Genomic DNA, 26,532 nt, shown 5'->3' on the forward strand with positions numbered 1-26,532 from the left:
AACCAACAATAGGATGACTTTATTTCACCGGATACGCTTTCGTAAAGCAATAGTTAGCTGATATTCTACCACACTATGAGCAAAACACACTTGACCGAACTGAAGTTTTCCGACTTCGCCCTGCACCCGCTAGTTATAGAAGCTCTTGAAAACAAAGGGTTTCATAACTGTACGCCGATCCAGGCGTTAGCATTGCCACTCACCCTCTCTGGGCGTGATGTAGCGGGTCAGGCGCAAACAGGTACCGGCAAGACGCTGGCATTCTTAGCGTCTACTTTCCATTATTTGCTTTCTCACCCGGCTGAAGAGGGTCGCCAGACTAATCAACCACGCGCATTGATTATGGCACCAACGCGTGAATTAGCAGTACAAATTCACTCCGATGCGGAATCACTTTCCCAGATGACTGGCCTGAAATTAGGCTTGGCTTATGGTGGTGACGGCTACGATAAACAGCTTAAAGTGCTGGAAAGTGGCGTTGACATTCTGATCGGTACTACTGGCCGTTTAATCGACTACGCGAAACAAAATTATATTAACCTCGGTGCGATTCAGGTTGTGGTTCTGGATGAAGCTGATCGGATGTACGATCTGGGCTTTATTAAAGATATCCGCTGGCTGTTCCGCCGTATGCCTTCCGTTGATAAACGTTTAAACATGTTGTTCTCTGCCACACTCTCGTACCGGGTACGTGAATTGGCATTCGAACAAATGAATAACGCTGAATATGTTGAAGTGGAACCGTTACAAAAAACCGGCCACCGCATTCAGGAAGAGCTGTTCTACCCTTCAAATGAAGAAAAAATGCGTCTGCTTCAGACGTTGATAGAAGAAGAGTGGCCAGACCGCTGTATTATTTTTGCCAATACCAAACATCGTTGTGAAGAGATCTGGGGTCACTTGGCTGCTGATGGTCATCGTGTTGGTTTACTGACCGGTGATGTGGCACAGAAAAAACGCCTTCGTATTTTGGAAGATTTTACCAAAGGTGATTTGGATATTCTGGTTGCTACCGATGTTGCCGCCCGTGGCTTGCACATTCCACTGGTCACCCATGTGTTCAACTATGACCTACCTGACGACTGTGAAGACTATGTTCACCGCATTGGCCGTACCGGTCGTGCTGGCGAAAGTGGTCATTCTATCAGCCTGGCATGTGAAGAGTACGCGTTAAACTTACCGGCTATCGAGACCTACACCGGTCATAGCATTCCGGTAAGCAAATATAATAGCGATGCGCTATTAACTGATTTGCCGGCGCCAAAACGTCTGGCCCGTACCCGTACCGGGAATGGTCCACGCCGTAACTCTGCCCCACGTCGCAGTGGTGCACCACGGAATAACCGTAAGCGACCGAGCTGATAAATGATGCTAAGTTCCACCTCACTTTATGCTGCCATCGATCTTGGCTCCAACAGTTTCCATATGTTGGTAGTACGTGAGGTGGCAGGCAGTATCCAGACGTTGGCCCGAATCAAGCGGAAAGTCCGTCTGGCTGCGGGTCTGGATAGTCAAAACCATTTATCACAAGAAGCGATGGAACGCGGCTGGCAATGTCTGAAGCTCTTTTCAGAACGTTTGCAGGACATTCCTTTGGACCAGATCCGGGTGGTTGCAACTGCAACCCTGCGTCTTGCCTCAAATGCTGAAGAGTTCCTGCAAACTGCAATCGACATTCTTGGTTGTCCGATTCAGGTCATCAGTGGCGAAGAAGAAGCTCGTCTGATTTATCATGGTGTGGCACATACCACCGGTGGGCCGGAGCAGCGGCTGGTGGTGGATATCGGCGGTGGTAGCACCGAACTGGTCACCGGCAATGGTGCTCAAGCGAACATTCTCGTCAGTTTATCAATGGGTTGCGTCACCTGGCTGGAACGTTATTTTAGCGATCGCAATCTGGCAAAAGACAATTTTGAGCGTGCGGAACTGGCTGCTCGTGAGATGATCAAACCGGTCGCGAAACGTTTTCGTGACCATGGCTGGCAAATTTGTGTTGGAGCATCGGGTACGGTTCAGGCCCTACAAGAAATTATGGTTGCTCAGGGCATGGATGAACTGATCACGCTGGCCAAATTACAACAGCTCAAGCAGAGAGCCATTCAGTGCGGCAAGTTGGAAGAACTGGAGATTCCCGGTTTAACACTAGAGCGAGCGCTGGTTTTCCCCAGTGGTTTGTCTATCTTGATTGCGATATTTCAGGAACTGGCAATTGACAGTATGACACTGGCTGGCGGCGCGCTGCGCGAAGGGCTAGTCTACGGCATGCTTCATTTACCGGTCGAGCAAGATATTCGTAGCCGGACAGTGCGCAATTTGCAGCGCCGTTATTTACTCGATATCGAACAAGCCAAGCGCGTGAGCAAGTTGGCCGATAATTTTTTGCTACAGGTAGAAAAAGAGTGGCAACTCGATAGTCGATGTCGGGAGTTATTGCAAAATGCCTGTTTGATTCATGAAATTGGTCTAAGTGTCGATTTTAAACATGCTCCCCAACATGCTGCTTATCTGATCCGCAATCTAGACCTACCCGGTTTTACCCCCGCGCAAAAGCTATTACTGTCCGCATTGTTGCAAAACCAGAGTGATACTCTCGATTTGTCCCTGTTGAATCAGCAGAATGCATTGCCGGTGAATATGGCACAGCGTCTGTGTCGAATCCTGCGTCTGTCGATTATTTTCTCCAGCCGTCGGCGGGATGATACCTTACCAGCCGTCAGGCTTCGGGCCACGGGCGAGGTTCTTTATGTGCTGCTACCCCATGGCTGGTTACAACAGCACCCTTATCGAGCAGAGGCGCTGGAACAGGAAAGCCATTGGCAAAGCTATGTCCAATGGCCACTGTCATTAGAAGAACTTAATTAAATTCTTTGCTGTTGGGCGGCCTGAGTCGCCCTATCCCCTCATCCTTCACACTGAAATCTCTACAAAACCATCAGATTGTGATCATCCTCAGCTTAAAAAAGAAACATTGTGTGTATTTTTATAAAACGACGTTTCTTTTTTGGAAGAGGTAACAATGCGAGCACAGCTTCAACGTCCACATAGCTTGGCTATGTTGGTAATGATGTCCAGTCTGATAGCCAGCACCCCAACGGCAATTGCAGCTAAAACAAGTGCCCACGATGCCCCTCAACAGCTTCAGGTTCCTACTCTCGCTTATGATGAGAGCACTATTGTATTAGTGTGGAAAGCACCAGAAGACACAGGTAAAATTGTCGATTATCAAATTTATTCTGCTGGAAAGCTGCTGGGTAAAGCCAGTGATAACAATAATAAATTCTCTCCCGCCAAGCCCTATATCGATCACTTTTATGCCAATGATAAAGATAATTTCCAGCATAAGATTGTGCTACAAAACTTCACCGTTGATGGCCTGAAACCCGATACCCGCTATCAATTCACGGTAAAAGCCCAATATGCTGATGGCTCGTTATCCGCTGCCAGTAATCTTGTTACGGCAAAAACCAGCGCCAAACCACAAATCGTCAACGTGCGCGACTTCGGCGCAGTTGATGATGGCAAGACATTGAATACCAAGGCGATCCAACAGGCAATCGATAGTTGTAAGCCAGGCTGCCGGGTTGAAATCCCCGCGGGTACTTTCAAAAGTGGCGCGCTGTGGCTAAAAAGTGATATGACCCTCAACCTGCAAGCAGGTGCAACACTATTAGGCTCAGAGAACCCTGATGATTATCCAGCGGGTTACCGTTTATATCCCTATTCCACCATTGAGCGCCCAGCCTCACTGATCAATGCCATTGACCCGAATAAAAGCACACCAGGGACTTTCCGCAACATCCGTATTACCGGTCCGGGGGTGATTGATGGTAATGGCTGGCAACGGGCAAAAACGGCTGAAGTGACCGATGAGCTAGGTCATCCATTGCCACAATATGTGGCGAGCAAAAACAGCAAAGTGCATGAAGATGGGATTCTGGCTAAAAATCAGGTTGAGAAGGCTGTTTCTGATGGTATGGATTTGAAAAATGCCTATGGTCAACGTCGCTCCAGCCTGATGACATTGCGCGGTGTAGAGAACGTCTATCTGGCAGGTTTTACCGTACGTAACCCCGCATTCCACGGCATTATGAATCTGGAAAACCACAACGTGGTCGCCAACGGTTTAATTCATCAAACCTATGATGCAAACAACGGTGATGGTATCGAGTTTGGTAATAGCCAAAATGTAATGGTGTTTAATAACTTCTTTGATACTGGCGACGACTGCATCAATTTTGCTGCCGGTACTGGAGAAAAAGCACAGCAGCAAGAGCCGATGAAAGGTGCATGGCTGTTTAATAACTATTTCCGTATGGGCCACGGTGCCATTGTAACCGGTAGCCATACCGGTGCCTGGATTGAGGATATTCTGGCGGAAAACAACGTGATGTATCTGACCGATATTGGCCTGCGTGCCAAGAGCACCAGCACCATTGGTGGTGGCGCCCGTAACGTGACATTCCGTAATAATGCCATGCGCGATTTGGCCAAACAGGCGGTAGTGATGACGCTGGACTATGCCGACAGTAATGCCAATATCGACTATCCACCAGCTAAAATACCGGCTCAATTCTATGATTTCACAGTAAACAATGTGACATTAGATAATATAACCGGCAAAAACGCTGCGATTGAAATCAAAGGCGATACGGCAAACCAAGCCTGGCACCGTTTGGTACATGTCAACAATGTGCAATTGAAACAGGTAAACCCAACCGCTATCAGTGATTTACGTGACAGTGAATTTAATAACGTGGTCTTTACTGAGTTACGGGGTGATACCCCTTGGCACTTCAGCGACGTGAAAAACGTGACTGTCGATGGCAAACCCGTAACGCCTTAGCGGGGTAAAAACGGGCAGACCAAGACACTGCCCGTTACTGTTTTCGCCTTCGTGGCAATTCTTAGCTTTCACTACTGTTTCTTCGCATTCGCTAATTGCGCACGAATATTGGCCAGATGACTCTGGCCTTTCTGCATCCGCTCTTCCGGGCTAACAGCTTTGCGCTCATCTTCCCATTTCAAGTCGTCTTGCGGTAACTCCATCAGAAAGCGACTGGGTTCCGGCCGAATCAGCTCACCATACTGCCGCCGCTCTTTGCACAAGGTAAAGAACAACTCACGCTGGGCGCGGGTGATACCCACATAGGCCAAGCGCCGCTCTTCATCTACATTATCTTCATCGATACTGCTTTGATGCGGCAGCAAGCCCTCCTCCATGCCAACCAAAAACACATAAGGGAACTCCAGCCCTTTGGAGGCATGCAAGGTCATTAATTGCACTTGATCCACTTCTTCATCACTTTCTCCCCGCTCCATCATGTCGCGTAGGGTAAAACGTGTAACGACCTGAGTGAGTGTCATCGGCTCATTCAGCTCAGAGCCTTCCAGCATTTCAGTCATCCAACTGAATAAGAGATTAACGTTCTTCATCCGCATTTCTGCTGCTTTTGGGCTGGGAGAAGTTTCGAACAACCAACTTTCATAATCGATGCCGTGAATCAGATCGCGTACTGCCGCCACTGGCTCACGTTCTACCAACCGAATAATACTATCTATCCAGTGCGTGAAACGCTGCAATGACTCCAGACCACGGCCTTTCAGATGCTCGCCTAATCCCAAATCAGAACTGGCTCGAAACAGGCTTTTATTACGTAAATTGGCCCATTCCCCCAGTTTTTGCACGGTCGTTGAACCAATCTCACGCTTGGGTGTATTCACGATACGTAAAAATGCACTGTCATCGTCCTGATTGGTCAATACCCGCAAATACGCCAATAGGTCTTTGATCTCTGGCCGCGAGAAAAATGAATCGCCTCCCGAAATACGATAAGGGATACGGTTTTGCATCAGTAGCTTTTCGAACAACCGCGACTGATGGTTACCGCGATACAAAATGGCGTAATCACTGTATTGAGTCTTTTTGACAAAGTGATGGGCGATAAGCTCACCGATCACTCTTTCCGCCTCATGATCTTCATTATTGGCAGTGATCACTTTCAGCTCATCGCCATAACCCAGCTCAGAAAAGAGTCTCTTTTCAAAAACATGGGGGTTATTGGCAATCAGAATATTTGCCGCCTTTAGAATACGGCCCGAGGAGCGGTAATTTTGCTCCAGCTTGATCACCTGCAATTGCGGGAAATCTTCATTCAATAAGACTAAGTTCTGTGGTCGCGCTCCGCGCCATGAATAGATAGATTGGTCATCATCACCGACTACGGTAAAACGCGCCCGGTTGCCCACCAGTAATTTAACCATTTGATATTGGCTGGTATTGGTATCTTGGTATTCATCGACCAGTAGGTATCGCAGACGATTTTGCCAGCGTTCGCGCACGTCCAGATTGTTTTGCAGCAGCAGTGTCGGCAGGGTGATAAGGTCGTCGAAATCCAACACATTGCAGGCTTTCAAATGGGCGTCATATAAGCCGTAGCAATGCACAAACAGCTTATCACGCTCGGATCGCGCCAGTGCCGCAGCCGCCGCTGGCGAGAGCAGATCATTCTTCCAGTTGGAGATCTGGGATATCAATTGTTGCAGTAACGTTTTATCGTCTTCCAACCACTTGTGGGTCAGATCTTTCAATAGCCCCAATTGGTCCTGTGCATCAAACAGCGAGAAGTTGGATTTCATCCCCAACGCCACATACTCTTTTTTGATAATCTCTAATCCCAGAGTATGGAAGGTTGCTATCATCAAGCCACGTGCTTCTTTACGCCCCAATGTTTGCGCCACACGTTCTTTCATTTCACGCGCCGCTTTATTGGTAAAAGTCACCGCCGCAATATGTTTCGGTTGATAGCCACACTGGCGGATCAAATGGGCAATCTTGTTAGTGATAACTCTGGTTTTGCCCGATCCCGCACCGGCCAACACCAGGCAGGGGCCAGTAACGAATTCGACGGCTTGTTGTTGGCTGGGATTTAATCGCATGGCACTCGGAAGCTCAGTGGGTTAACGGGGGAACAGGATTGTAGCAGAAAGCGGTCGGCGAAAAAAAACCACCTGCTGTTTTTGATTTGTAAAACGCTCGCCACAGTGGCCCCATTACGACCAAAATACGCTACACTGGCGCGCTTCAAGCCCTATTGAAGATAACCTTCGTTCAAATAACTATGTAGTCTAAATAACTTAGTGGTGATTGTTACTATGGCAAACAAAGCTTCTGCACTGCACATTTTGGTTGATGATGAAAAGCAGGCAAACGATATTCTGGCGCAATTGAATAACGGTGCAAATTTCCAAGAGTTAGCGAAAAAATTCTCTAACTGCCCGTCAAAACGTAATGGCGGCGATTTGGGCGAGTTCAATAAAGGGGATATGGTCCCAGCTTTCGATAAAGCGGTATTTAGCTGCGAACTGCTGCAACCTTATGGACCGGTTAAGACCCAGTTTGGATATCACATTATTAAAGTGTTATATCGTAACTAAGTTAGTGATGCGCCACCTTTCTGGCGGCGCAATAACTCAGTTTTAGTCCAGTGGCTCTCATCTGACGTAATCCTCATGCTATAAGGTTATTTTTAATAAATAATATTATGGATATTATATCCCTCATGATTTTATCTATACTTTCTATACAAATACTTTACAAAATAACCAGTAAAATTATATTGAAAAGCTATTTTTAGGTGCTAGAAAACAGCAAAACCAAGATTTTTTAACAAAAACAACAAGAAAGATCCCATTAGTTGTTTTATTTTAAATAAAAAACCATTTAAATACAATAAGTTGAGAGATAATTTATAGATACACAGTTTTTGTAGGAATATTCCCACATAGATTGGTTCGTTTATCTGATGTGAAGTTAAGACAGCTTTCTATATTATCTCCCTCATCAAGTAACAGACGTGGCGGAATAATTACCACCGATTTACTTAAACGAAAAGAATGTGGAAAGCTGACAAGTATAATCGAATAACATTCGCACATATAGTCATTAACCCACTTCATATCTATTAAGTTAAGTATTCATTCATATTTAAATTCGAATGAATGCTCACCCACATTTAATTATTATATTGGAGTTTTAAATGAACAAGTTAACTTTGGCTATGGCGTTATTCTCAGCATCTACAACTATTGCAATGGCAGCAAGTAATAATACAATTACTTTCCAAGGTGAAGTCACAGCACAAACCTGTTCTGTTACCGTCAACGGCGTTGATGCCAACCCAATGGTATTGCTGCCAACTGTATCCAGCAGCGATTTGGATGCTTCAGGGAAAACAGCAGGTAAAACGGCCTTTACCCTGGGTGTATCTGGTTGTGCAGTTGGCCCTGATGATATTGATGTCAAAACTGTTTTCGTCGCTAACCAAGTCACAGCTTCCGGTAACTTAAAAAATACCGGCACAGCAGCAAACGTTGAGCTTCAATTGCTGAAAGACACAACAACGACTTCGGGTATCGATCTGAATAGTGGTTTGGCGCAAGATGGTATAGTGTTAAAGGCTGGTGATACAGCAGCAGAGCATGATTTTGCAGTTCAATATTTTGCAACTGGACAAGCAGGCGCTGGTTCTGTGATCGCATCAGTACAATATGCAGTTTCTTACCTGTAATACCTGCTTTGCCGAATAGGATATACTTTAACTAATTGGCGCTGCAATCAGGCAAAGTAAATGACAAATCGGTCATAGACCTTTTTGAATAGCATTTATGCTAGCCCGCAGGGTGAGCCTCAATGAGGCTCATTAATCCCGATAATCTTCACAATAGTGATTCGGGTAAAGTTCCCCGATGTGTATTCAGCAGCTTCAAGCACCAACAAAATAGCTATTCGGCCAGTTTCATTCAGAGGGTATCCCCATGATGGTTAACATACATAGCTACAGTTATCGTTATCTGTTCATCGCGTTATTAATTCTTATGGGCATCTCTTCTGCTAAAGCCAGCGTCATCATGACGGGTAGCCGAATTATATATTCGGCGGGCGAAAAAGAGCACAGCGTACAATTAACAAATAAAGACAACTTCCCCAATGCGGTTCAGGTCTGGCTAGACAGTGGTGATGCCCAATCAACACCAGAAACAGGCAAAGCACCCTTTATCGTCACACCACCGTTCTTTCGCATGGAAGCCAATGCGGGACAAACATTGCGGCTGAAATATACCGGTAGCGGCCTGCCAACAGATAGAGAATCCGTGTTCTATCTTAATTTTTTACAGGTGCCTCCCGTCAACAAAGCAGAAAAAAGTAATAAAATGTTAGTGTTGATGCGTAACCGCATTAAAGTATTTTATCGACCTGAAAGTATTACTGGCCGTGTTGATCAGGTCTCCAGCGCACTGACTTTCAGTGTGCGCCAACGTGGTAAAGATGTTGTTGTAACAGGGAAAAACCCAACAGGATTCTATGCCACCATTGCCAGTGGTGAAGTTGTTGGCAGTGGTAAAAAACTTAAAATGAAATCCGAGATGATTTCACCGATGTCTCAAGCAGAATGGGTTATCCCAAATTCATCTGTACCTTCTAATGCTATTGTTAATTTCCTGATAGTGAATGATTTCGGCGGGCAAGATACCGGAAGTTATCGTATTTAGCCGGTAAAGGAAGATTTATGAGGCTTGCACGCGCTTCTGTGAAGAGAAAATTCTTTGGACGCAAGAAAGCATTAACACTATGTATTGCTTTAATCTTACATGTTGATACGGCTTTGGCTCAGGATGGGGTTCCGTGCACATTTCCACGAAAATGCTAAACGTTTCGATAAAAATATCTATTTTTCATTATGTTAACTTTTCAAATTAATCCTGCTTCTTCCTCACTATTTAGTGGATCAACATCTTCTAGGATACTGTCTAGGCTCGTGATTGCTGGCTGTTCTTCAAAAGTATAGTTACCCCCCAGAAGGATATGACCCCAAGCAACCGGGGATAAATTAGCAAGCATCTCAATAGCCTTTTCATTCCCTTGTTTTTCAAATTTATCAATTAATCCAGATAGTATTGCTGCATTATAATAAATAATACAGTTTGCTATCAGTCTGGCACAATCATTCCATTGATCTATCTGGTAGTCATCACCGCCACGAAACTGATTTCCATTAACTGAGGCTATCGCTCTTCTCAACTGATGATAAGCCTCACCTCTATTTAGGGCCTGCTGAACAAATTGCCTTAACGTTTTATTATCAGCGTAATCCAGAACGTAAATACATCTAATCAGCCTGTCATATTCTCTCAGAGCTGCGAGCGTTTTGCTGCTACGTTTAGTATTAGATAACTTTTTAATTACTGTGCTTTGTACAGTTGTTTTCCGGCTCAAAGAACAAATGATATGCTGTATATTATCCCATTCCTGCATGATGAGTTTATGATTAAACTCTTTCTTCAGTTTAATTATTAATTCATCTTTATCTAGAATGATTTCAAACAACTCATTAAATATCTTTTTAAATTTCGCATATCGTGGAGAGAACTGATATGCAAAAATATCAAGAATGGCAAAGTTTATATTGTTGACACCATGACTATCCGTTGCCAGAGATTTTGGCTGTATTTCACTTGAATTATTATAAAGTAGATCGAATGCAAAATGTCCTTCATACTCATTTGGAGAAATGACAACTGTTTTTAATGGCACATGATTGGATACCAGCGTCATGGATGAAACACCTTCTCCTTTTCGAAAGTACTTGGCAGAAAATCGGGCCTTGAAAGTATTTATTCTGCATGTGTGCTTCTGACCATCAATACTTCCAAAGGGTGACTCTTCATTTATTGTCCAGTATTTAAATACAGAAAGTTTGGCTATTGCATCCGATATGATGATATTTGCCTGTTCCGTCGTATCAGGACGAATGAATTTTTCATTTACGTCTCTCAATACCCCTATACTTCTGTCCGATGAAAATGCCATCCGATGAACACCATAGTTTGCACCATTGCCAAATATGCAGGCCAGGAGATCGTTGTCATTTGCTTCCAGATTATTCTTTCTGGATGTTATAGCATTAAAAGTTGACAGAAACCCTGTTTCTTTATTGACATATTTCATCACATCAATAATTCCGATGTTTTTTATTTGATTGTAAACCGGATTGTCAATACTGGTTTTCCATTTTTTACTTGCCAGACTCCATTGTAGCTTGTTTGATTTCGGCAGTCTTTTTACAAATTCATTTGCATCTGAATTTATACTTATACTTACTTTCTTTAACTGATCATTAAAGTTATTTTTAAGTTCTGATAGAGTCTGGGCTATGGGGGTAATCATTCTCTTCAGACCGGTCTTTTCTATCAGTATAGATTTATCTTTATCCCAGATCTCAGGAGCAATCAGATCATCCTCCAATCGTTTGTTTTGCTCGCTTTCTGATGCGTAAATCCTACCGTTTTCCAGCATGTTAGACACTCTGGTGTACATATGAAACTCGAAGCGGGATGTATTAACAGCTCCTTCGTTTACAATGTAAGATTTCTCGGCTGGGCGAATTATCCGCTGATCTGTGATGTCCAGTCGTCCTTTTTCTTTTAAATCCGTCCGGGACGTTTCAATTTGCTTACCTATGACAGAATGCTCTTTGTCATAAACAATATCAATGGCCATAAATAACTTTCTGATAGAGTTGGCGACTTTAAGATGGTTACTGTCAATGTACTGCCACTGGTATTCAATTTTGTCGATATTATTCTTGTCAAAGAATTGACTGACGAGATGCATATCTTCTCTGGATATAATTTCAAATACTTTTCTTCGAATATCACCAAAAGGCGTGTTGTCATCAATGCTTTCATCGATGAAATGGTTAAATACACTACCAGCAAATTTCAGTTTTTTATTTATTAAGTCAACTTCCTCAATCATGCGTTGCTTTGCAGATATCGATGAAGCTTCACTGTGTTTTTTTATAAGGTAACGAAAGGCAGTGATGGTTTTATCATTAATCTCTCTGTATCTGAAATATAAATAACAACATAAATAGAGAGTTCCCTGCCATTTCGGGTGTCGCTTAAGGCTGAACGCAGTACTGTGTTTCACTATTGTGGCATAATATGACATATTCCCCTTAGATATGCCCAATGAGTTAACAGTTTCCTTTATCTCATGGTAAATGTCGCTGATAGTTTTATGCGTGCTAAGTTCTTTTCCTATTTCAGATGGTGAAAAGTCTTTTGCATTTCCATTGCTCCCGCGTATATTATTCAATTTCCCTTCATCGTGTAAAATAGAATTAATTTTTTTGACTGTGGCATCAGTCATTCTTTTTGAAAGGATATTCAGGATGCGTTGCCTTTCCGAATTTAATGCTTCAGATACAAGATCCTGAACCGTACTGTAACCCGGAAGTGCAATTTTCTTCTGTCCTAGAAAAGCCAGCAGTTCGTCAAAAATATATCGGGGATCCATACTTATTGTGGCTACGTCATTCAGGCGAAAGGTCATCTCTTTTTTCAGTGGTGGGGTTAACTGTATAAAACCAAGGATTGATAACATGCGCTTAATTAACCAAGTGATAGTACTCCTGGGAATGTCAATCTCCATATCCGGATTTTCTTTCGGATAGAAATTCCGGACAATATATTTTATATCTTTCTTTACGCTTCGTGATGTAAATTCCGGGATCACTGGTTTATATCTGAAATAGCCTATAAGTAATATTATATATACTCTACTTTCTATTTTTATAATTTTATAATTTTATTTACCGTCCTACGAAGATTACTCTCTAATGAGAAGTACTCTTCCCTCTCTGTAGTGCTGAATGAAGGAGGCTCATATAATTCATTTATCTCATTACGGGTTAATATACTGATTCTTGTTTTACCTTTATGCATAATTCCCTCTGCATGTTAAGTCTGTGTTACATAAACTAGATGTCCGAAATATTATAAATTATCAGACACAGTAAAACGGGTTTATCTGTGTGTCTATTAAATCGTAATTTTGGCATAATATACACATCATGTCTGATATTCGATTTAGGGTACATTTTATGCGAACTTTTGGTTATGCGCGGGTCTCAACCAGCCAGCAGTCCCTCGATATTCAGATACGGGCGCTTAAAGAGGCAGGGGTGAAAGCCAACCGCATTTTTACCGACAAAGCATCGGGTAGCCATACTGACAGAGAGGGGCTAGATCTGCTGCGTATGAAGGTGGAGGAAGGTGACGTCATCCTGGTCAAAAAACTCGACCGGCTTGGCCGCGACACTGCCGATATGATCCATCTGATAAAAGAGTTCGATATTCAGGGGGTCGCTGTACGGTTTATTGACGACGGGATTAGCACTGACGGTGAAATGGGGAAAATGGTGGTTACCATCCTGTCAGCCGTAGCACAGGCCGAACGCAGAAGGATCTTAGAGCGCACGAATGAAGGCCGACAGGAAGCCAAGCTGAAAGGCATCAAATTTGGCCGCAGACGTACCGTGGACAGGGACGCCGTGCTGATGCTTCACCAGAAAGGCACTGGTGCAACGGAAATTTCCTGTCAACTCAGAATTGCCCGCTCCACGGTTTATAAAATTCTGGGAGACGAAAAGATCTCGTGATGCTCCTTGATTTATATATTAACATTATAATAATTAATGGTTTTAAGACGTTAGATGGAACTTTTCGGGGCGATGAGTGCCCGGAATCCCAAATATTACTAAACCGTTTGCTTTGCGCCCGGCACATGAACAAAATCACGGATACAATAAAGGGAATTAATGATGAAAATAATCAGCCGTACCCTGTTAGTGGGGGCTTTTTTACTGGCGGGAAGCAGCCAATTCGCCCTCGCGGGCACCATCGAAGCTGTTAACCACACCAAATGGGCCATCAACCAGTTCAGCGTCAACGGACAGTCTGGCATCGATGCCATCGGCCCATTCCAGGGCGGCGGCGGTGGCTGCTGTTACGGCGCACCACCACAATGGAAACCGGGAATGACGGTCAGAATAGATTGGGAAACAGGGGTGGGAACTGACGATGATTTTCCTGGGTATGAGAACAGTGAAAAAGCTTTGGCGTGGGCTAGAAAAATAAAGGCCATGAATAAAAAACATACCCTGACAGTTCCTGTACCCGCTTATACCTCCGGTGGAAAAACATGTGGGATCACCGTTCACTTTATGCCCTGCGACCAAATTAAAGTCACCACCAGTTGCTACGAGTATGGCCATCCTAACTACCCCATTAAAGAGCCTTTACGGATGACGGAGCCTAAAGTATGTCCGAGATAACAACCGATCTGGTCTGGTATCCCCCCCAATTCCCCGAACAGGGCCGACTTCCGGCTCACGCGGCTCTGGTCGGTCAGAACTGCCGTCAACAGGACAGCCATGAACGGGCCTACCACAATGAGTTGTGCCTCGCAACAGGACGCCGCGTCATGCCCCCCTGCTGCAAGACCCTGCACATCAGCCTGTTCTTTGACGGCACCGGCAACAACATGAATCACGACCTGTACGTGGCCGACCCGAAACACCCCACCAATATTGCCCGCCTGTTTCGAGCCACCATCGGCCAGGGGCAGGCCGGAGGACTTGCCAGCAAAAACGCTGCGCTGACAGATATGCCGCAAAGCGCCGACAACAAGTATTACAAATACTATATGCCGGGCGTCGGTACCCCGTTCCCGGAAATTTCAGACCTCGATTTCAGCATGCGCGGCCTCGCTGCCGCCACGCACGGCGAAGATCGCATCAACTGGGGGCTGCTGCGCATCATTGATGCCCTCAGGCGCACAACAGGACTGGAGCGAATGGACGACAGTACCTGCTGGAAATCCGTTCAAACAATGGCAACATCGATGGCCTCCTTCGGCCTGACCGGCAGCAGTAACCGCTATGAAGAATTCCAGCGCCTTCTCAAAAAGCCTGACCTGTTAAAATCTCTGCGCACGGCCTTGCAGCCAGCAGAACCGGGAAAGCCAAAACTGCTGGGTATCAAGCTGTACGTCTACGGGTTTTCACGCGGCGCGGCCGCAGCCAGGGCTTTTATCAGTTGGCTCAGTGAACTGCTGCCAAAACCGCAGGGCGATGAGGAAAAACCAGAACAGTGTCTGATGGTCGGTGACCTGAAAATCCCCCTCAGCGTAGAGTTTATTGGCCTGCTGGATACAGTCGCCTCCGTGGGTATTCCCCACATGGCCCCGATTGCGGAAGGCCACATGGGTTGGGCCGACGGTAACCAGGCGCTGCCTGACGAGAAAATTTACGGTGGTCTGATAAAACGCTGTGTCCATCTGGTGTCTTCCCACGAGCAGCGGCTCTGCTTCCCCCTTGATTCCATTCGCCGCACCGATGGAAAGTACCCGGCCAACAGCGAAGAGGTGGTGTACCCCGGTGTACATTCAGATTTGGGCGGTGGATATCCGCCAGGCGACCAGGGAAAAGCTAACGACAAAGACCAATTAGATAGATATCTTTTATCGCAAATACCGTTACATGACCTTTATGCCAATGCGTTTTCTGCTGGAGCACCGTTAAAAGTACCGCCATCCTCCCTTTCTGATGATTTGAAAAAAGATATCTGGCGGAAATTACCCCCAGACCTTCAATTAGAATTCTTTATAGAACCGACGCTCGTCAGCCGCTTCAATGCATGGCGTACGCTGACATTAAACCTGCCGCCGGCAGAGAAAAAGATCAGCAACGAACAGGCCTCGACATACCAGCCACTGCGCGCGGCCGTCAGCCTGGAAAAAGCCATGGAAGAACAAACGGCGTGGATCACCGCCTGGCGCATCAACCGCTACGCCAACGGCTCCTACAAAACACAACGCTTCTACATCGACTCTGCCGCCAACGGACTGGATAAACACAGTGATCCGGCCCTCAGAAAAGCCGACGAAGATAACCGGGCGGAAATTCAAAAAACCACGGATAAAGAGCGCCAGAGCATGGCCGCTGCCGCTAAAGACGGTGAGTTTCTCCTTCTCCCTCAGGGGCCTAAGGACTTCGATGCGTCACTGGGACAGACCCAGTTACGCCAGGCCGCAGAGGAGTTCCGAGAGGATTATCAGGGAGTATCACGCACCAACACGCAGGAATGGTACTTTGAGCCGGTCTATGGGCTAAAAAACGCGATTTTCCTTCTGAGTACCGACGACCGATACCCGGAATGGCTGCGCATGAAAACCGCCGGTGAAGTGCGATGTACCGTGCTATTCCCTGTGGCCGGTGAAGCCAGTAATACCGAATTACCCGGGGGGCAGCTCCGCGCGCTGTTTGATGATCAGGTGCATGATTCCCGCGCCTGGTTTATGCACAATGCGTTTGGGGCGCGCGAACCCTGGGGCAGTTATTTTCTCGAGCGGATGATCTATTTTGGCGATAACAGCAATAAACCGCTGTCACCGCTGATGGTGGCGGGCGCGGTCGTTGGGGCGGCAACCCTGGTGGGCGGTGTCGCCTTTATCATTAAACAGAAAAAAATACAGGGTAAACTTCTGGGGTTGGCCGGCATGGCGGGAGCCATTTCGCTGGAAGCCCAGGCGATGGATATTCTGTCCGGTAAGCCGCTGCCCATGTTACCCGGCGCGGAACTGTTGCAGGCATTTACACTCCAGCCCGGGGCGATGGTTGCCCAGCAAAAAGGCGTCATTGAAGAGCAGCGACTGGCACAGGCAAAAGCCACCATTCAGGAAAGATGGCTGGCGCAGGCACAGTCTGCCCTGACCTCATAAAAAGCCCTTCGGGCCTTTTTTTATATCGACCTTAGAACAAACAAACGAAGGCAGACGGGAGGCCAAGCTTAAGGGGGTAAGATTTAGGAGGAAGGGGAACCGGAGCGACAGAAATAGCAAAGATGATAAGTATCGCACGTTCTACGGTCTATAAAATCATCGATGAGTCGAAAACGTGAGCGGCGACAGTCGATTTTTTAAAGTCAACATAGTGAAAATAAATGATTTTTAGCGATTAGGTTAGCATTATCGGGGAAATGTGCACGGAACCCCAGGATGAGCCACAAAACCTCGAGTTCGATGAATCTCTGTTTTTAGGGACCAATTTTGCTTCAGGTTTGAATCAACTCAATAAAGAGAATTCTGCCACAGCCGGAAATTACGATGCTGTCGATGTCTTGGTTAATAACAAACCGTTTAAACGCACTACCATTGAATTTATTAAGAACGCTGACTCATCAGAGGTTTACCCCTGCCTGAGTGATGAATTCTTAACTGCGGCTGGCGTTGTTCTTACTGGCAAAGACAGTACTGCAACCAAAGAACCTAATACGCTCAAAACAGAATCCGCCCCCTCGGATACTGCGGCTTCGTCTACAGAACAATGCAAGCCGCTGGCTGAGCGGGTAAAAGGTGCCTCTTTTCATTTTGACCAAGCCAAACTTCGTCTAGAATTGTCGATCCCACAAGCTTTGTTGCAAAACCGGCCCAGAGGTTATATCGAGCAAAGTGAATGGCAGGAAGGCGAAAAGCTCGCATTCATTAACTACAGTTCCAACTTTTATCGCAGTGAGACGCAGTCTCAGCAAAACAACACCTCTGATTACGGCTTTGTTGGCTTAAAAAGTGGCCTCAATCTCGGATTATGGCAACTGCGTCAACAATCAAACGTACGTTATTCCAGTAATGATAATAGCAGCGATACCCAATGGAATAATATTCGTACTTATGTCCAGCGCCCTATCCCCCAATTGGATAGTCAATTAACGCTGGGCGAAACCTTCACCGACAGTACATTATTTGGCACCATGTCGTTTCGTGGCGTTAAAATGGCAACCGACCAACGTATGTGGCCAGAATCCATGCGTGGCTTTGCCCCTGAAGTTCGTGGTGTTGCCAGTACCAATGCGCGGGTGGTTGTTAGCCAGAATGGGCGTGAAATTTATGAAACTACGGTTGCGCCTGGCCCATTCGTTATTAACGATTTATATAGCACCACCAGTCAGGGTGACCTCAATGTTGAGGTGATTGAAGCGAATGGTAGCCGTTCGACATTTACCGTGCCATTCAGTGCCGTCCCGGACTCAATGCGCCCAGGTGTTAGCCGTTATAATGCGGTGGTCGGCGAATCTCGTGATTTCACCAATATTGATAACTATTTCACTGACTTCACCTATGAGCGCGGTCTTACCAATCAGTTAACTGCGAACAGTGGCCTGCGTTTAGCGCAAGACTATACGGCACTCCTTGTCGGTGGCGTATTAGGTACCCCCATCGGGGCCTTTGGCCTCAATACTACCTACTCTCATGCTAAAGTTGAAAATGATGACACGCAGAATGGCTGGCGGATGCAAGCAACCTATAGCCAGACATTTAATCAAACCGGGACCACATTTTCATTGGCCGGATATCGCTATTCAACCAAAGGATATCGCGATTTAAATGACGTTTTTGGTGTGCGCTCAACGCAAAAAAATGGCGGGACATGGGATTCAACAACCTATAAACAACGCAGCCAGTTTACAACCTCAATTAACCAGACGTTGGGCAATTATGGTCAACTCTCTGCATCAGCGTCGACCAGTGATTATTATAATGATACGCAACGAGATACGCAGTTACAGCTAAACTATTCAAATAGCTACCAAGATGTCAGTTATAACCTTGCCATTAGCCGTCAGCGCACTGTTTATACCTCAACCCAATATAATTGGGATGACGATACGACGAATCAGACGACAACGCGCTACGGTAATACTGAAAATATTGCGACGCTAACGGTGTCTATCCCACTCAATATTGGAAATAAAAATCAATATTTATCGATGTCCGCTAGCCGTAATCCCAAAAGTGGTAATAGCTATCAGACGTCATTATCAGGTACCGCCGGTGAACGAAACAGCTTTAACTATTCAGTGAATGCCGGCTATGACGACAGCAATATCAGTAGCAGTTCAAATAACTGGGGGGCAAATGTGCAAAAACAATTCCCTAATGCGACCGTCAATGGCAGCTATTCCCGCGGCAATAATTACACCCAATATGGTGTTGGTGCTCGCGGAGCCGCAGTAATACATAGTAAAGGTATGACACTCGGACCTTATTTGGGCGAGACCTTTGGTTTAATTGAAGCGGATGGTGCTCAGGGTGCAACAGTACGAAATGCACAAGGGGCGAGAATTGATAATAACGGATTTGCCTTGGTGCCATCATTAACACCCTATAATTACAATACGGTGGGTTTGGATACTAAAGGTATTAATCGCAATACTGAACTGAAAGAGAATCAAGGCCGCGTCGTTCCTTATGCCGGGGCCGCAGTGAAAGTCAAATTCGAAACTCTGAAAGGCTATGCTGTGTTAATTCAAACCCAAACCAATGACGGCGGAGGGTTACCACTGGGTGCCGATGTTTATAACAGCAAAAATGAAATTGTCGGGATGGTAGGTCAAGGGAATCAGATCTACGTACGTGTAAAAGACGACAAAGGCTTACTTTATGTGCGCTGGGGTGAGAACAGCAGTGAGCAGTGTGAATTACCTTATACTTTTGATGGTCAAGATACCGAGCAGGATATTATTCATATAACAGGCAGTTGCCACCGTTAACAATTATGAGAAAAATAATGTTAAGAACAACAGAGCAGTTAATATCTTGCAAACTATCACGGCCAACAGCCACTGCCGGTCACCGCCGCCAGCGTATTGCGGCTGGAATGATATTATTTATAGGGTTATGCAGCACCTCAGCATGGTCAACCTGTACCCGGATTACGATACAAAGTCAGCTTGGTGTTGGCGATGGTACGGCAAGTGACTGGGCGGGTTCTCTGGATTATAATAATGGCTCACTCGGCTTGCCGGGCCTTATTGACCTTAGCACGGCGGCGAATTTTCAACCCGATGGGACATTATTAGCCGCAGGTACCTCTGACTTCACCACCTTTGCCCTGAACACCGGTTATGACCCTAATCGGGTGCTATTTCGCTGCGCTGCGGCCGATGTTGATCAACTCTTCGAAATGTATGCTACTAACGGAGATAATGACTTTGGTGGTAAAAATGAAGATGGTGCCATTGCCGGTAATGTTCCCTCTGGTTTTGCCACCTATGTCCGCAATGTTGTTATCAGGCTTACAAATCTATCCACTGGCGAGTATTACTCGCGCTTATGGAAAGGGCGGCGCTTAACCGACCTGGATAAAGACAGCAGTGGCCGTATTTTAGTCAAAGCCAAGAATTTCAGTAACCTGTATACCGAGCTGTTTCGTATTGATTATGCCCGTGCCAGCACTAACAATGCAGCCTCTTACCTGTATGCCTATACCCAACCCAATGCTTATATCGCGTTTAAAGGGCCAGGGATTAGTGGCCCTATTGAAGGAACTGACTCAGTATCAAACTGGCCCGGCTGGTATGCTACCTGGCCTGCCTCTATTGGATTGTACAATTATGTCACTTTCCGTCGAACCACGATTTGTGCGGTAACCAATTTTACCCCCACAGTGATATTACCGAGAATTTCTGTGGCAGAGCTGAACAGCGGCAGCACCACTTCTGCTGAATTTAAAGTAGACTTTCAGTGCCAGACCGGCGTGACATCAGGTGTCACTGCTGGCACGGTAGCAATGGGCTTTCTGGTACCCGCAGCAAATGCCGCTAAAGCGCAAGCTTTGGGATTAATGAACGGCAGTGGCGGGATCAGCCACTTGGTGTCAGATAGTTATGGTTCTGCCGGAACAGCAAGCGGTGTAGGCATCCGTATCTACCGCAATAATAGCCCGATTTATCTGCTATCAAAGAATGTAACTCAAACCGGTAATAACGCCGGCTGGTATGGCATCTTCCAGGGCGCCCAAGAAATAACCGGCACGGTGAGTGGGGGTAATAGTTACACTGAGAACTTTCGGGCTGAGTTAACTAAAATCAGCGGGCAAACTGTGACACCAGGAGCGGTGAATGCACATGCGCAAGTGGTTATACGTGTCCAATAATATGTTTTTCAGACACATAAATAGTGGGATTGGTGGGTTACTTTTGTTGCTTATGGTTACCAGTATACCGGCCACGGCAAGTGTCATTGCGGAAAGAACACGTATTATCTTCAGTGAAGGTAGCACCGAAGAGTCACTACAACTGGTTAACAGCAATAGCTATCCGGTGGCAGTGCAGGTCTGGGTGGATGACGGTGATTTGACCGCAACACCAGAGAAGTCTATTTCACCGGTATTAGTGTTGCCTCCGCTATTTCGGCTACAACCACAGGCACAACGTAGCCTGCGATTGATCTTATCGGGGGCCAGTAAATTACCCGTTGATAGGGAGTCTGCATTTTGGCTCAATGTTTACGAAATTCCACCGAAGGTGACCCCTAAAACTGAGGATGAATCTTTCGTCACGCTGGCCTTGCGCATGCAATACAAAGTATTTTACCGCCCTAAAAATTTACCAGCCCCAGGAGATACTTTAGGTAAGGCGTTAACCTTTACTCTTGAGACAAAAAGCGATACCGCCCTGATTCAGGTTGATAACCCGACGCCTTATTATGCATCATTAGCCTCACTGACATTAGGCTCAACTGAAAGCCTGCCAGATATGGTTGCTCCTTTTTCGAAGCTCGATTTTTCGCTCAATCGTTTACCCCCAGCAGGCAGCAAGACGGTCAATTTTGTCTTAATTGATGATTTAGGTAACCGAAAGGCATTTAGCAGCAATTTAAAATAAAAAATTAATGAATATAAACTGTCGCAGAGACAGTTTATATTCTGGTTTCTAATTACCACAACCAGTCATATATCTTGCCCCGCCCTATTCCACTTCTGATTCAAGTCTAATTACCGATAATAAGATCTATTCTTGATTGCTCTATTCTATTAAAGCTTATTGTGTTTATAAAAAATCACTCCACCTGCATTTCCAGTGAAATACCCAATTGCATTATGCATCCTTCAATAAAACTTTCGGCAACTTGTAATTGACGTCGAATCTCCCGTTCATTACATTTTTTCAATCGGGCAATAGAGGCTTTAGATTGCCCATACACATAATGTCGAAGGATAAGTTCCAGTTCTTTTTCTCGCGAGGCCCGCTGTAAATTTCCTATTGTTTTATCAATGGCTAATCCGTCATTATCGCAACATGACTCTACCTGTCTATTGCTCGTCACCAATCCCTTAAACCCGCTAGCGATATGAGGATAATCCAGATGAGAGTTATCCCTAGCCCATACACCCCAACGCGTCAAAACAGTTTGGATATCACTCATTACTGCTCTCCTTTTATATTTAAATGCCTTTTCATTTATTTGATTAATATCACCCACAAAAAAGACCTCACTAATTAGCAAGGTCTATTAATTAATAATATTGAGAAACAATAGATATACCCATAATGTGTATAACCACGATTAACACCTTACAAGATTTTTTTCGGGCCGGGATAGGATTAATTTAATAAATCTCACCCCCATGAAATACATAGGCATTAAGATAGAAAAGTTAACACATCCTCATCCGAACTTAGAGCTATTTATATTATATAACCGACTCATTAATTACAGAATTATAAATCATGCAAATATAAACCACCATAAAGACGGCCCATATTATTAATTAACGATATAAGTTACTCTTTGAATCCAGGCTTGCCATTTTCGGCTCGCCATTTTTTAATGAATTTAATAACTCCCTCGGGGCTATCCTCCACTCCAGTCTCAGGATAATAAAGGATATCAGTACCATTAGGGTGTTCTGTAATTTTTACAATATGATTTACAAGTTCGTCATGCTCCTCTTCTGAAGAGAATTCACCAATAAATAATAAATTAATCAACTCTAGAAATTCATTTTCAGTATAGTCTGTTAACTCTTTTTTAAGTTCCATATTATTTCCCTCTATTTCCGGAGTGAATATTAATGTGCCGTTTCGGTGTCATGATTCTTAGGTTTTCAATATTGTAAGCCTCTCCTCCGTTATTTATAAACTTAACATTATGAATTTCATATTTTTTCCTATCACCAATTTGCTCTATGGAAGGTGGGTATGGGGCTCGTTGATTTAGCATTTCGACGTAGTTAGTTTTATTAAACTGCCCAGACAGTTCAGGGTCATTCGCACCTCCTGCCAAAACGCTTCCCTAAATCCATCAAAACTACTGAACGTCCTGCCACGTAATTTATCGGCAATCTGTACTGGGATCGGAGCTCCCAGCCACTAATAATCTGAGGACCAAATGATATAATAAATGAGTGTTTATATTTTATTAACTAATTAATAAAATATAAACCGCCAGAAAGGCGGCCTATATTTTTACTTAACGATATAAGTTACTCTTTGAATCCAGGCTTGCCATTTTCGGCTCGCCATTTTTTAATGAACTCAAGAATACCTTCGGGACTATTATCAACGTCTGAATCGGGATAAAATAGCAATCCATTCCCGTGAGGATGCTCAGTGAGCATTACAAAATGATGAATAAGAGCATCATGTTCCTTCTCTGAAACATCTACGGCCCAAATTTTTTTTAAAAAAGCTAAAAATTCCAACTCAGTATATTCACTTATACTATTTTTTAATTCCATTACTCGCCTCCAGTCTTTGAGTGAATATTTACATGTCGTTTTGGTGTCATTACCCTTATATTTTCAATGTCATAAACTGCACCATCATCACGAATAAATTTAATATGATGAAGCTCAAATTTCTCTCTTCCTCCTACTTGCTCAGTTGGTATTGGATATGGAGCATAACCACGTTTCATTCTATTCTGGTTTAAAGGTGAGAACTGCCCAGATAGCTCAGGGTCATTCGCAACCTCCTGCCAAAACGCTTCCCTAAATCTATCAAAACTACTGAACTTCCTGCCACGTAATTTATCGGCAATCTGTACTGGGATAGGTGCTCCCAGCCCCTTACCCGCCTCTGCCAGCCAAACGCCTGCAACTTGCTGCCCACGACCGGTTACTTCACCCGGCTCATCCCGTGGCGTTTTAAAATAAATATACACCGGTTCCAGCCCCGACGCTGCCGGGAACCAAATGATGTAATCGTGGAAATCACCCTCTTCCAGAGCCAGAAATATTAAGCCCGGCTTGGTAGCCAGGAAGGTGATATCAGCCCCAGTATGCGACGGAACAACCGGTGCACTGGGCGGTTGTGGCAATACCGAGCTGATATCCATGCCGGGCGGTTTTGCTGGCGTAAAAATAAAGGTGCGTGGCGGCTGACTGTCGGTGGTAAAAGTATAAACACCTTTTGATTGATCAAATTGGGCAGTGGCAACCTTTACCTTAGCGGCAATATTTGCGGCACCGGTTTTTACTGCATAAACATCCGTCCAATCATCCTGATCCGTCATCAGCATTCTGACAGGAAGATCAATTTCACCTTGCTGCGGTAGCGGTGTTGCAGGGGGTAACCCCATTTCGCTAAGCGGGAAGCTACCCACAAGTGCAGGTTTATCTGGCCCTCCCCCTACCTTGGTTGGGTAGAAACCAGAACCAACAGTCATTGCTATTGAAGGGGGGAGCAATCGTACTGAATCTCGCCAATGCTGTCCGTAACGTGGCGCTAAATCCTCTGGCTACCGGGGAACTTAAGGCAATCGTCCCCATTCCTACCCCGGCAAAACCAGGCGTCTGGGTACTTCCTTTCGGATGAGCCGGTAAAGAAAAGCTATTGTGGCGAATAGCTATTTGCTGTTTAGCAAAGCCGTCTGCCGCTTCTGCCGCCAGTTGCTCACGTTCAACGCGCTGTTGCCATTCAGCTATCTCTATTGCCCGCTGCTCATCCTTAATTTGCCACCGTTCTGTTACTTCGGCATTCCATTGCTCAAACTCAGCAGGTCGCAGCCATTCTGCGGTTTCTGCCGTCAAAGATGCATTCTCAACATTAGCTCTAACCTGAGTTAAATGCTGCTCAGCATTATTGACGGCATTTATAGCCATATCTAATTGGTGTTGAATAGAATCTAAAGCCAACTGAGCCGTGTTAATATTAGCCTGATAAGCCAACAGGTGTTTACGCAACAGATCATAATGCCCAATCGTTAACGCCTGCATGAGCAACCCAGCATGATATCCATAGTATTCCATCTCTTCTGGACTCATGCCATCAGGGAAGGGATCAAAGGCTTCACCGCCAATATTTAATAGATTCTCCAGCTCCTGGCGGTTCTTTATCTCAATGTCGAACATAAAACGGTATCTAGAACTACTCGATATAGAGATGAATTCTTCGATTTCATCTCTAAAAGGGTATCGATCAGGATCGTCTAAAAGACGCCCTTCCCAGGTCCCCTTAAGCTCATCCAGTGCCGCCTGATAGGGTACAATATTATTCTGTTCCAGGGCCAAAGCGTCATTCGCTTGGCTTACCTGGTATTCCGCCGCTTCAACCGGATAATTGGCATCCCATGGTGCTTGTTTTTGCCGATTTTCCTCCTCCACCTGCGTAATCTGCTCTGGCGTCAATACGGTCGTGACCGAGATATAGACTGGGTCAGTATTCGCTTCTGCGGGGAAGTAGACAATCGCGTCATGGCTGTTACTTCCCAGTGGAGAAAATACCGGTGTTACAGGGCTATCCCTCACCTCACGAATACCGCTTGGTTGCGTTGCCGTGGGAGGGGAAGAACTCGTATCAATATGGATGTGGATAGATGGCATCCCATTGAGGATCTGAGCGGTAAATACTCCTGTCCGATCAGTGGGTTTAGCCTGTACTACTGGCACCGTAATCGGCACATGTTTGGATTTCACTACCGCGATTTTCTGCACACCATCCTGTACCACATCATGCAGCCGGACATTAGCCACTACTGCTGATTGTGTGGGTAATTGTGCCAATGGCACGCTGATGATGCGCTCGGCAGGCAGGGTGACGACCGTGCGCCGGGTCACTGACATATCATCTTTCGCGATTTCAGAGGGTGCCAGCAACATGCCAACAACCCCGGCGAACCGCCCGACATAAGGCGCCGCGTCCACAGCAAACATCGCCATCCGCGTAAGAGCCAGATCAAGTGCCGCAGCAACTACCTTTGGTTTAAGCAGCGTAAACCCCCATTCACCAGCAACCAGTGATAGGGGAACGGCAACACCGGGGACTATTGCTACTTGTAGCTCTGGCCTTTGTGCCAGATTAGGGGGACTTGGAGGATTGCCGCGATGACGTGAACGGTTATTGCCACCTCGATTACCGCCAGAACGGCTACCGAACTTGCTTGGATTATAATTGCGAATAGCCCCATAGGGGGTTTGCGATACTCCCCACCCTCTACCTTTATTAGGATTTCCAGCACTAAGCCCTCTCGGCACGCCCTTGACGCCATCAGTTGAGCCACGGCGGCCCTGACCCATTACATTACTGTGTCCTTTTCCCATACTTTATTTCCTTATTTAAGTTTTTATAATTAACGAGAATATTGACTGCTAAACCTATTTATCTTTTTCACCTCCTTAACATTATTTAAATGTCATGAGTTTTATTCTTTAGCTTTGCCAGACCCACAAATAAAAACACCCCGCTAATTAGCGAGGTGCGTTATTACCTTCATAAGAATATTATGATTAATAGAGTTTAATACTGAGTTTGTCTGCGATGTGTTAAACCACGATTAACACCTTACAAGATTTTTTTCGGGCCGGGATAGCATTAATTTAATAAATTTTCGCCTGCAAGATATGGCTT

General features: G+C 45.4%; 18 protein-coding genes and 3 pseudogenes. 13 read left to right on the forward strand and 8 right to left on the reverse strand.

The window, feature by feature from the left end; genetic code table 11:
* Positions 1-75: 75 nt before the first annotated feature.
* The 3 genes from rhlB (at position 76) to ACWJJO_RS21660 (ending at position 4,843) form a co-directional block, all read left to right on the forward strand.
* A complete protein-coding gene (gene rhlB / locus ACWJJO_RS21650; protein WP_005190253.1) occupies positions 76-1,362 on the forward strand; it encodes an ATP-dependent RNA helicase RhlB in 1,287 nt (428 codons plus the stop codon).
* Positions 1,363-1,368: 6 nt separating this feature from the next.
* The gene (gene ppx / locus ACWJJO_RS21655; RefSeq protein ID WP_481091616.1) at positions 1,369-2,862 is read left to right on the forward strand and encodes an exopolyphosphatase; all 1,494 of its coding nucleotides are present in this window, start codon (positions 1,369-1,371) and stop codon (positions 2,860-2,862) included.
* A 154-nt stretch (positions 2,863-3,016) separates the two neighbouring features.
* On the forward strand, positions 3,017-4,843 hold the full coding sequence (locus ACWJJO_RS21660) for a glycosyl hydrolase family 28 protein (protein WP_083161868.1): 1,827 nt from the start codon (positions 3,017-3,019) through the stop codon (positions 4,841-4,843).
* 71 nt (positions 4,844-4,914) lie between these two features.
* On the opposite strand, the gene rep is transcribed toward ACWJJO_RS21660, so the two are convergent.
* Positions 4,915-6,936 (reverse strand): DNA helicase Rep, encoded by a 2,022-nt coding sequence (gene rep, locus ACWJJO_RS21665; RefSeq protein ID WP_420073273.1) that lies wholly within the window; start codon positions 6,934-6,936, stop codon positions 4,915-4,917.
* Between the two features lie 216 nt (positions 6,937-7,152).
* On the opposite strand from rep, the gene ppiC reads away from it, so the two are divergent.
* The 3 genes from ppiC to ACWJJO_RS21680 all read left to right on the forward strand — a co-directional run bounded on the left by ppiC (position 7,153) and on the right by ACWJJO_RS21680 (position 9,549).
* Positions 7,153-7,434, forward strand: a complete 282-nt coding sequence (gene ppiC, locus ACWJJO_RS21670; RefSeq protein WP_004704164.1) for a peptidylprolyl isomerase PpiC — start codon at positions 7,153-7,155, stop codon at positions 7,432-7,434.
* Positions 7,435-8,036: 602 nt separating this feature from the next.
* Positions 8,037-8,567 (forward strand): fimbrial protein, encoded by a 531-nt coding sequence (locus ACWJJO_RS21675; protein WP_372569768.1) that lies wholly within the window; start codon positions 8,037-8,039, stop codon positions 8,565-8,567.
* A 250-nt stretch (positions 8,568-8,817) separates the two neighbouring features.
* A complete protein-coding gene (locus ACWJJO_RS21680; RefSeq protein ID WP_193784857.1) occupies positions 8,818-9,549 on the forward strand; it encodes a fimbrial biogenesis chaperone in 732 nt (243 codons plus the stop codon).
* Positions 9,550-9,748: 199 nt separating this feature from the next.
* On the opposite strand, the gene ACWJJO_RS21685 is transcribed toward ACWJJO_RS21680, so the two are convergent.
* The gene (locus ACWJJO_RS21685) at positions 9,749-12,577 is read right to left on the reverse strand and encodes a Tn3 family transposase (RefSeq protein ID WP_481091512.1); all 2,829 of its coding nucleotides are present in this window, start codon (positions 12,575-12,577) and stop codon (positions 9,749-9,751) included.
* 367 nt (positions 12,578-12,944) lie between these two features.
* On the opposite strand from ACWJJO_RS21685, the gene ACWJJO_RS21690 reads away from it, so the two are divergent.
* The 7 genes and pseudogenes from ACWJJO_RS21690 (at position 12,945) to ACWJJO_RS21720 (ending at position 21,567) form a co-directional block, all read left to right on the forward strand.
* Positions 12,945-13,502, forward strand: coding sequence for a recombinase family protein (locus ACWJJO_RS21690; protein WP_481091045.1), 558 nt, complete (start codon positions 12,945-12,947; stop codon positions 13,500-13,502).
* Between the two features lie 162 nt (positions 13,503-13,664).
* Complete coding sequence (gene tli1a / locus ACWJJO_RS21695) at positions 13,665-14,177, forward strand: Tli1a family immunity protein (protein WP_481091581.1); 513 nt, start codon at positions 13,665-13,667, stop codon at positions 14,175-14,177.
* Positions 14,165-16,624 carry a T6SS phospholipase effector Tle1-like catalytic domain-containing protein gene (locus ACWJJO_RS21700; RefSeq protein ID WP_481091026.1) on the forward strand — a complete coding sequence of 820 codons (2,460 nt, stop codon included), beginning with the start codon at positions 14,165-14,167 and terminating at the stop codon, positions 16,622-16,624. Before tli1a ends, ACWJJO_RS21700 begins: the two co-directional genes overlap by 13 nt.
* A 31-nt stretch (positions 16,625-16,655) precedes the next feature.
* Positions 16,656-16,803: pseudogene (locus ACWJJO_RS21705) on the forward strand (helix-turn-helix domain-containing protein); the annotation flags it as partial.
* 93 nt (positions 16,804-16,896) lie between these two features.
* Positions 16,897-19,452, forward strand: a pseudogene (locus tag ACWJJO_RS21710) (fimbria/pilus outer membrane usher protein); the annotation flags it as partial.
* A 107-nt stretch (positions 19,453-19,559) separates the two neighbouring features.
* Positions 19,560-20,837, forward strand: coding sequence for a fimbrial usher protein StbD (stbD, locus tag ACWJJO_RS21715; protein ID WP_193784856.1), 1,278 nt, complete (start codon positions 19,560-19,562; stop codon positions 20,835-20,837).
* Complete coding sequence (locus ACWJJO_RS21720; RefSeq protein WP_102970512.1) at positions 20,803-21,567, forward strand: fimbrial biogenesis chaperone; 765 nt, start codon at positions 20,803-20,805, stop codon at positions 21,565-21,567. The genes stbD and ACWJJO_RS21720 overlap by 35 nt, the downstream gene beginning before the upstream one ends.
* 175 nt (positions 21,568-21,742) lie before the next feature.
* Here ACWJJO_RS21720 and ACWJJO_RS21725 read toward each other — a convergent pair whose 3' ends face one another.
* The 6 genes and pseudogenes from ACWJJO_RS21725 to ACWJJO_RS21750 form a co-directional block, all read right to left on the reverse strand.
* Positions 21,743-22,108 carry an antiterminator Q family protein gene (locus ACWJJO_RS21725; protein WP_083161860.1) on the reverse strand — a complete coding sequence of 122 codons (366 nt, stop codon included), beginning with the start codon at positions 22,106-22,108 and terminating at the stop codon, positions 21,743-21,745.
* 359 nt (positions 22,109-22,467) lie between these two features.
* Entirely contained in the window at positions 22,468-22,725 is a 258-nt protein-coding gene (locus ACWJJO_RS21730) for a bacteriocin immunity protein (RefSeq protein WP_481091513.1), read from the reverse strand.
* Between the two features lies 1 nt (position 22,726).
* Positions 22,727-23,052: pseudogene (locus tag ACWJJO_RS21735) on the reverse strand (HNH endonuclease).
* 116 nt (positions 23,053-23,168) lie between these two features.
* The gene (locus ACWJJO_RS21740; protein WP_050136300.1) at positions 23,169-23,423 is read right to left on the reverse strand and encodes a bacteriocin immunity protein; all 255 of its coding nucleotides are present in this window, start codon (positions 23,421-23,423) and stop codon (positions 23,169-23,171) included.
* Positions 23,423-24,352 (reverse strand): S-type pyocin domain-containing protein, encoded by a 930-nt coding sequence (locus tag ACWJJO_RS21745; RefSeq protein ID WP_420073942.1) that lies wholly within the window; start codon positions 24,350-24,352, stop codon positions 23,423-23,425. The genes ACWJJO_RS21740 and ACWJJO_RS21745 overlap by 1 nt, the downstream gene beginning before the upstream one ends.
* Positions 24,300-26,225 carry a colicin-like bacteriocin tRNase domain-containing protein gene (locus ACWJJO_RS21750; protein ID WP_481091514.1) on the reverse strand — a complete coding sequence of 642 codons (1,926 nt, stop codon included), beginning with the start codon at positions 26,223-26,225 and terminating at the stop codon, positions 24,300-24,302. The genes ACWJJO_RS21745 and ACWJJO_RS21750 overlap by 53 nt, the downstream gene beginning before the upstream one ends.
* Positions 26,226-26,532 lie beyond the last annotated feature (307 nt).

It is taken from the genome of Yersinia antarctica, from assembly GCF_056636475.1.

Excerpts from the sequence above, each read along its gene's own strand:
- rhlB (WP_005190253.1), top strand. The coding sequence starts at position 76 with ATGAGCAAAACACACTTGACCGAACTGAAGTTTTCCGACTTCGCCCTG.
- ppx (WP_481091616.1), top strand. The coding sequence starts at position 1,369 with ATGCTAAGTTCCACCTCACTTTATGCTGCCATCGATCTTGGCTCCAAC.
- ACWJJO_RS21660 (WP_083161868.1), top strand. The coding sequence starts at position 3,017 with ATGCGAGCACAGCTTCAACGTCCACATAGCTTGGCTATGTTGGTAATG.
- rep (WP_420073273.1), bottom strand. The coding sequence starts at position 6,936 with ATGCGATTAAATCCCAGCCAACAACAAGCCGTCGAATTCGTTACTGGC.
- ppiC (WP_004704164.1), top strand. The coding sequence starts at position 7,153 with ATGGCAAACAAAGCTTCTGCACTGCACATTTTGGTTGATGATGAAAAG.
- ACWJJO_RS21675 (WP_372569768.1), top strand. The coding sequence starts at position 8,037 with ATGAACAAGTTAACTTTGGCTATGGCGTTATTCTCAGCATCTACAACT.
- ACWJJO_RS21680 (WP_193784857.1), top strand. The coding sequence starts at position 8,818 with ATGGTTAACATACATAGCTACAGTTATCGTTATCTGTTCATCGCGTTA.
- ACWJJO_RS21690 (WP_481091045.1), top strand. The coding sequence starts at position 12,945 with ATGCGAACTTTTGGTTATGCGCGGGTCTCAACCAGCCAGCAGTCCCTC.
- tli1a (WP_481091581.1), top strand. The coding sequence starts at position 13,665 with ATGAAAATAATCAGCCGTACCCTGTTAGTGGGGGCTTTTTTACTGGCG.
- ACWJJO_RS21700 (WP_481091026.1), top strand. The coding sequence starts at position 14,165 with ATGTCCGAGATAACAACCGATCTGGTCTGGTATCCCCCCCAATTCCCC.
- stbD (WP_193784856.1), top strand. The coding sequence starts at position 19,560 with ATGATATTATTTATAGGGTTATGCAGCACCTCAGCATGGTCAACCTGT.
- ACWJJO_RS21720 (WP_102970512.1), top strand. The coding sequence starts at position 20,803 with ATGCACATGCGCAAGTGGTTATACGTGTCCAATAATATGTTTTTCAGA.
- ACWJJO_RS21725 (WP_083161860.1), bottom strand. The coding sequence starts at position 22,108 with ATGAGTGATATCCAAACTGTTTTGACGCGTTGGGGTGTATGGGCTAGG.
- ACWJJO_RS21730 (WP_481091513.1), bottom strand. The coding sequence starts at position 22,725 with ATGGAACTTAAAAAAGAGTTAACAGACTATACTGAAAATGAATTTCTA.
- ACWJJO_RS21740 (WP_050136300.1), bottom strand. The coding sequence starts at position 23,423 with ATGGAATTAAAAAATAGTATAAGTGAATATACTGAGTTGGAATTTTTA.
- ACWJJO_RS21745 (WP_420073942.1), bottom strand. The coding sequence starts at position 24,352 with ATGACTGTTGGTTCTGGTTTCTACCCAACCAAGGTAGGGGGAGGGCCA.
- ACWJJO_RS21750 (WP_481091514.1), bottom strand. The coding sequence starts at position 26,225 with ATGGGAAAAGGACACAGTAATGTAATGGGTCAGGGCCGCCGTGGCTCA.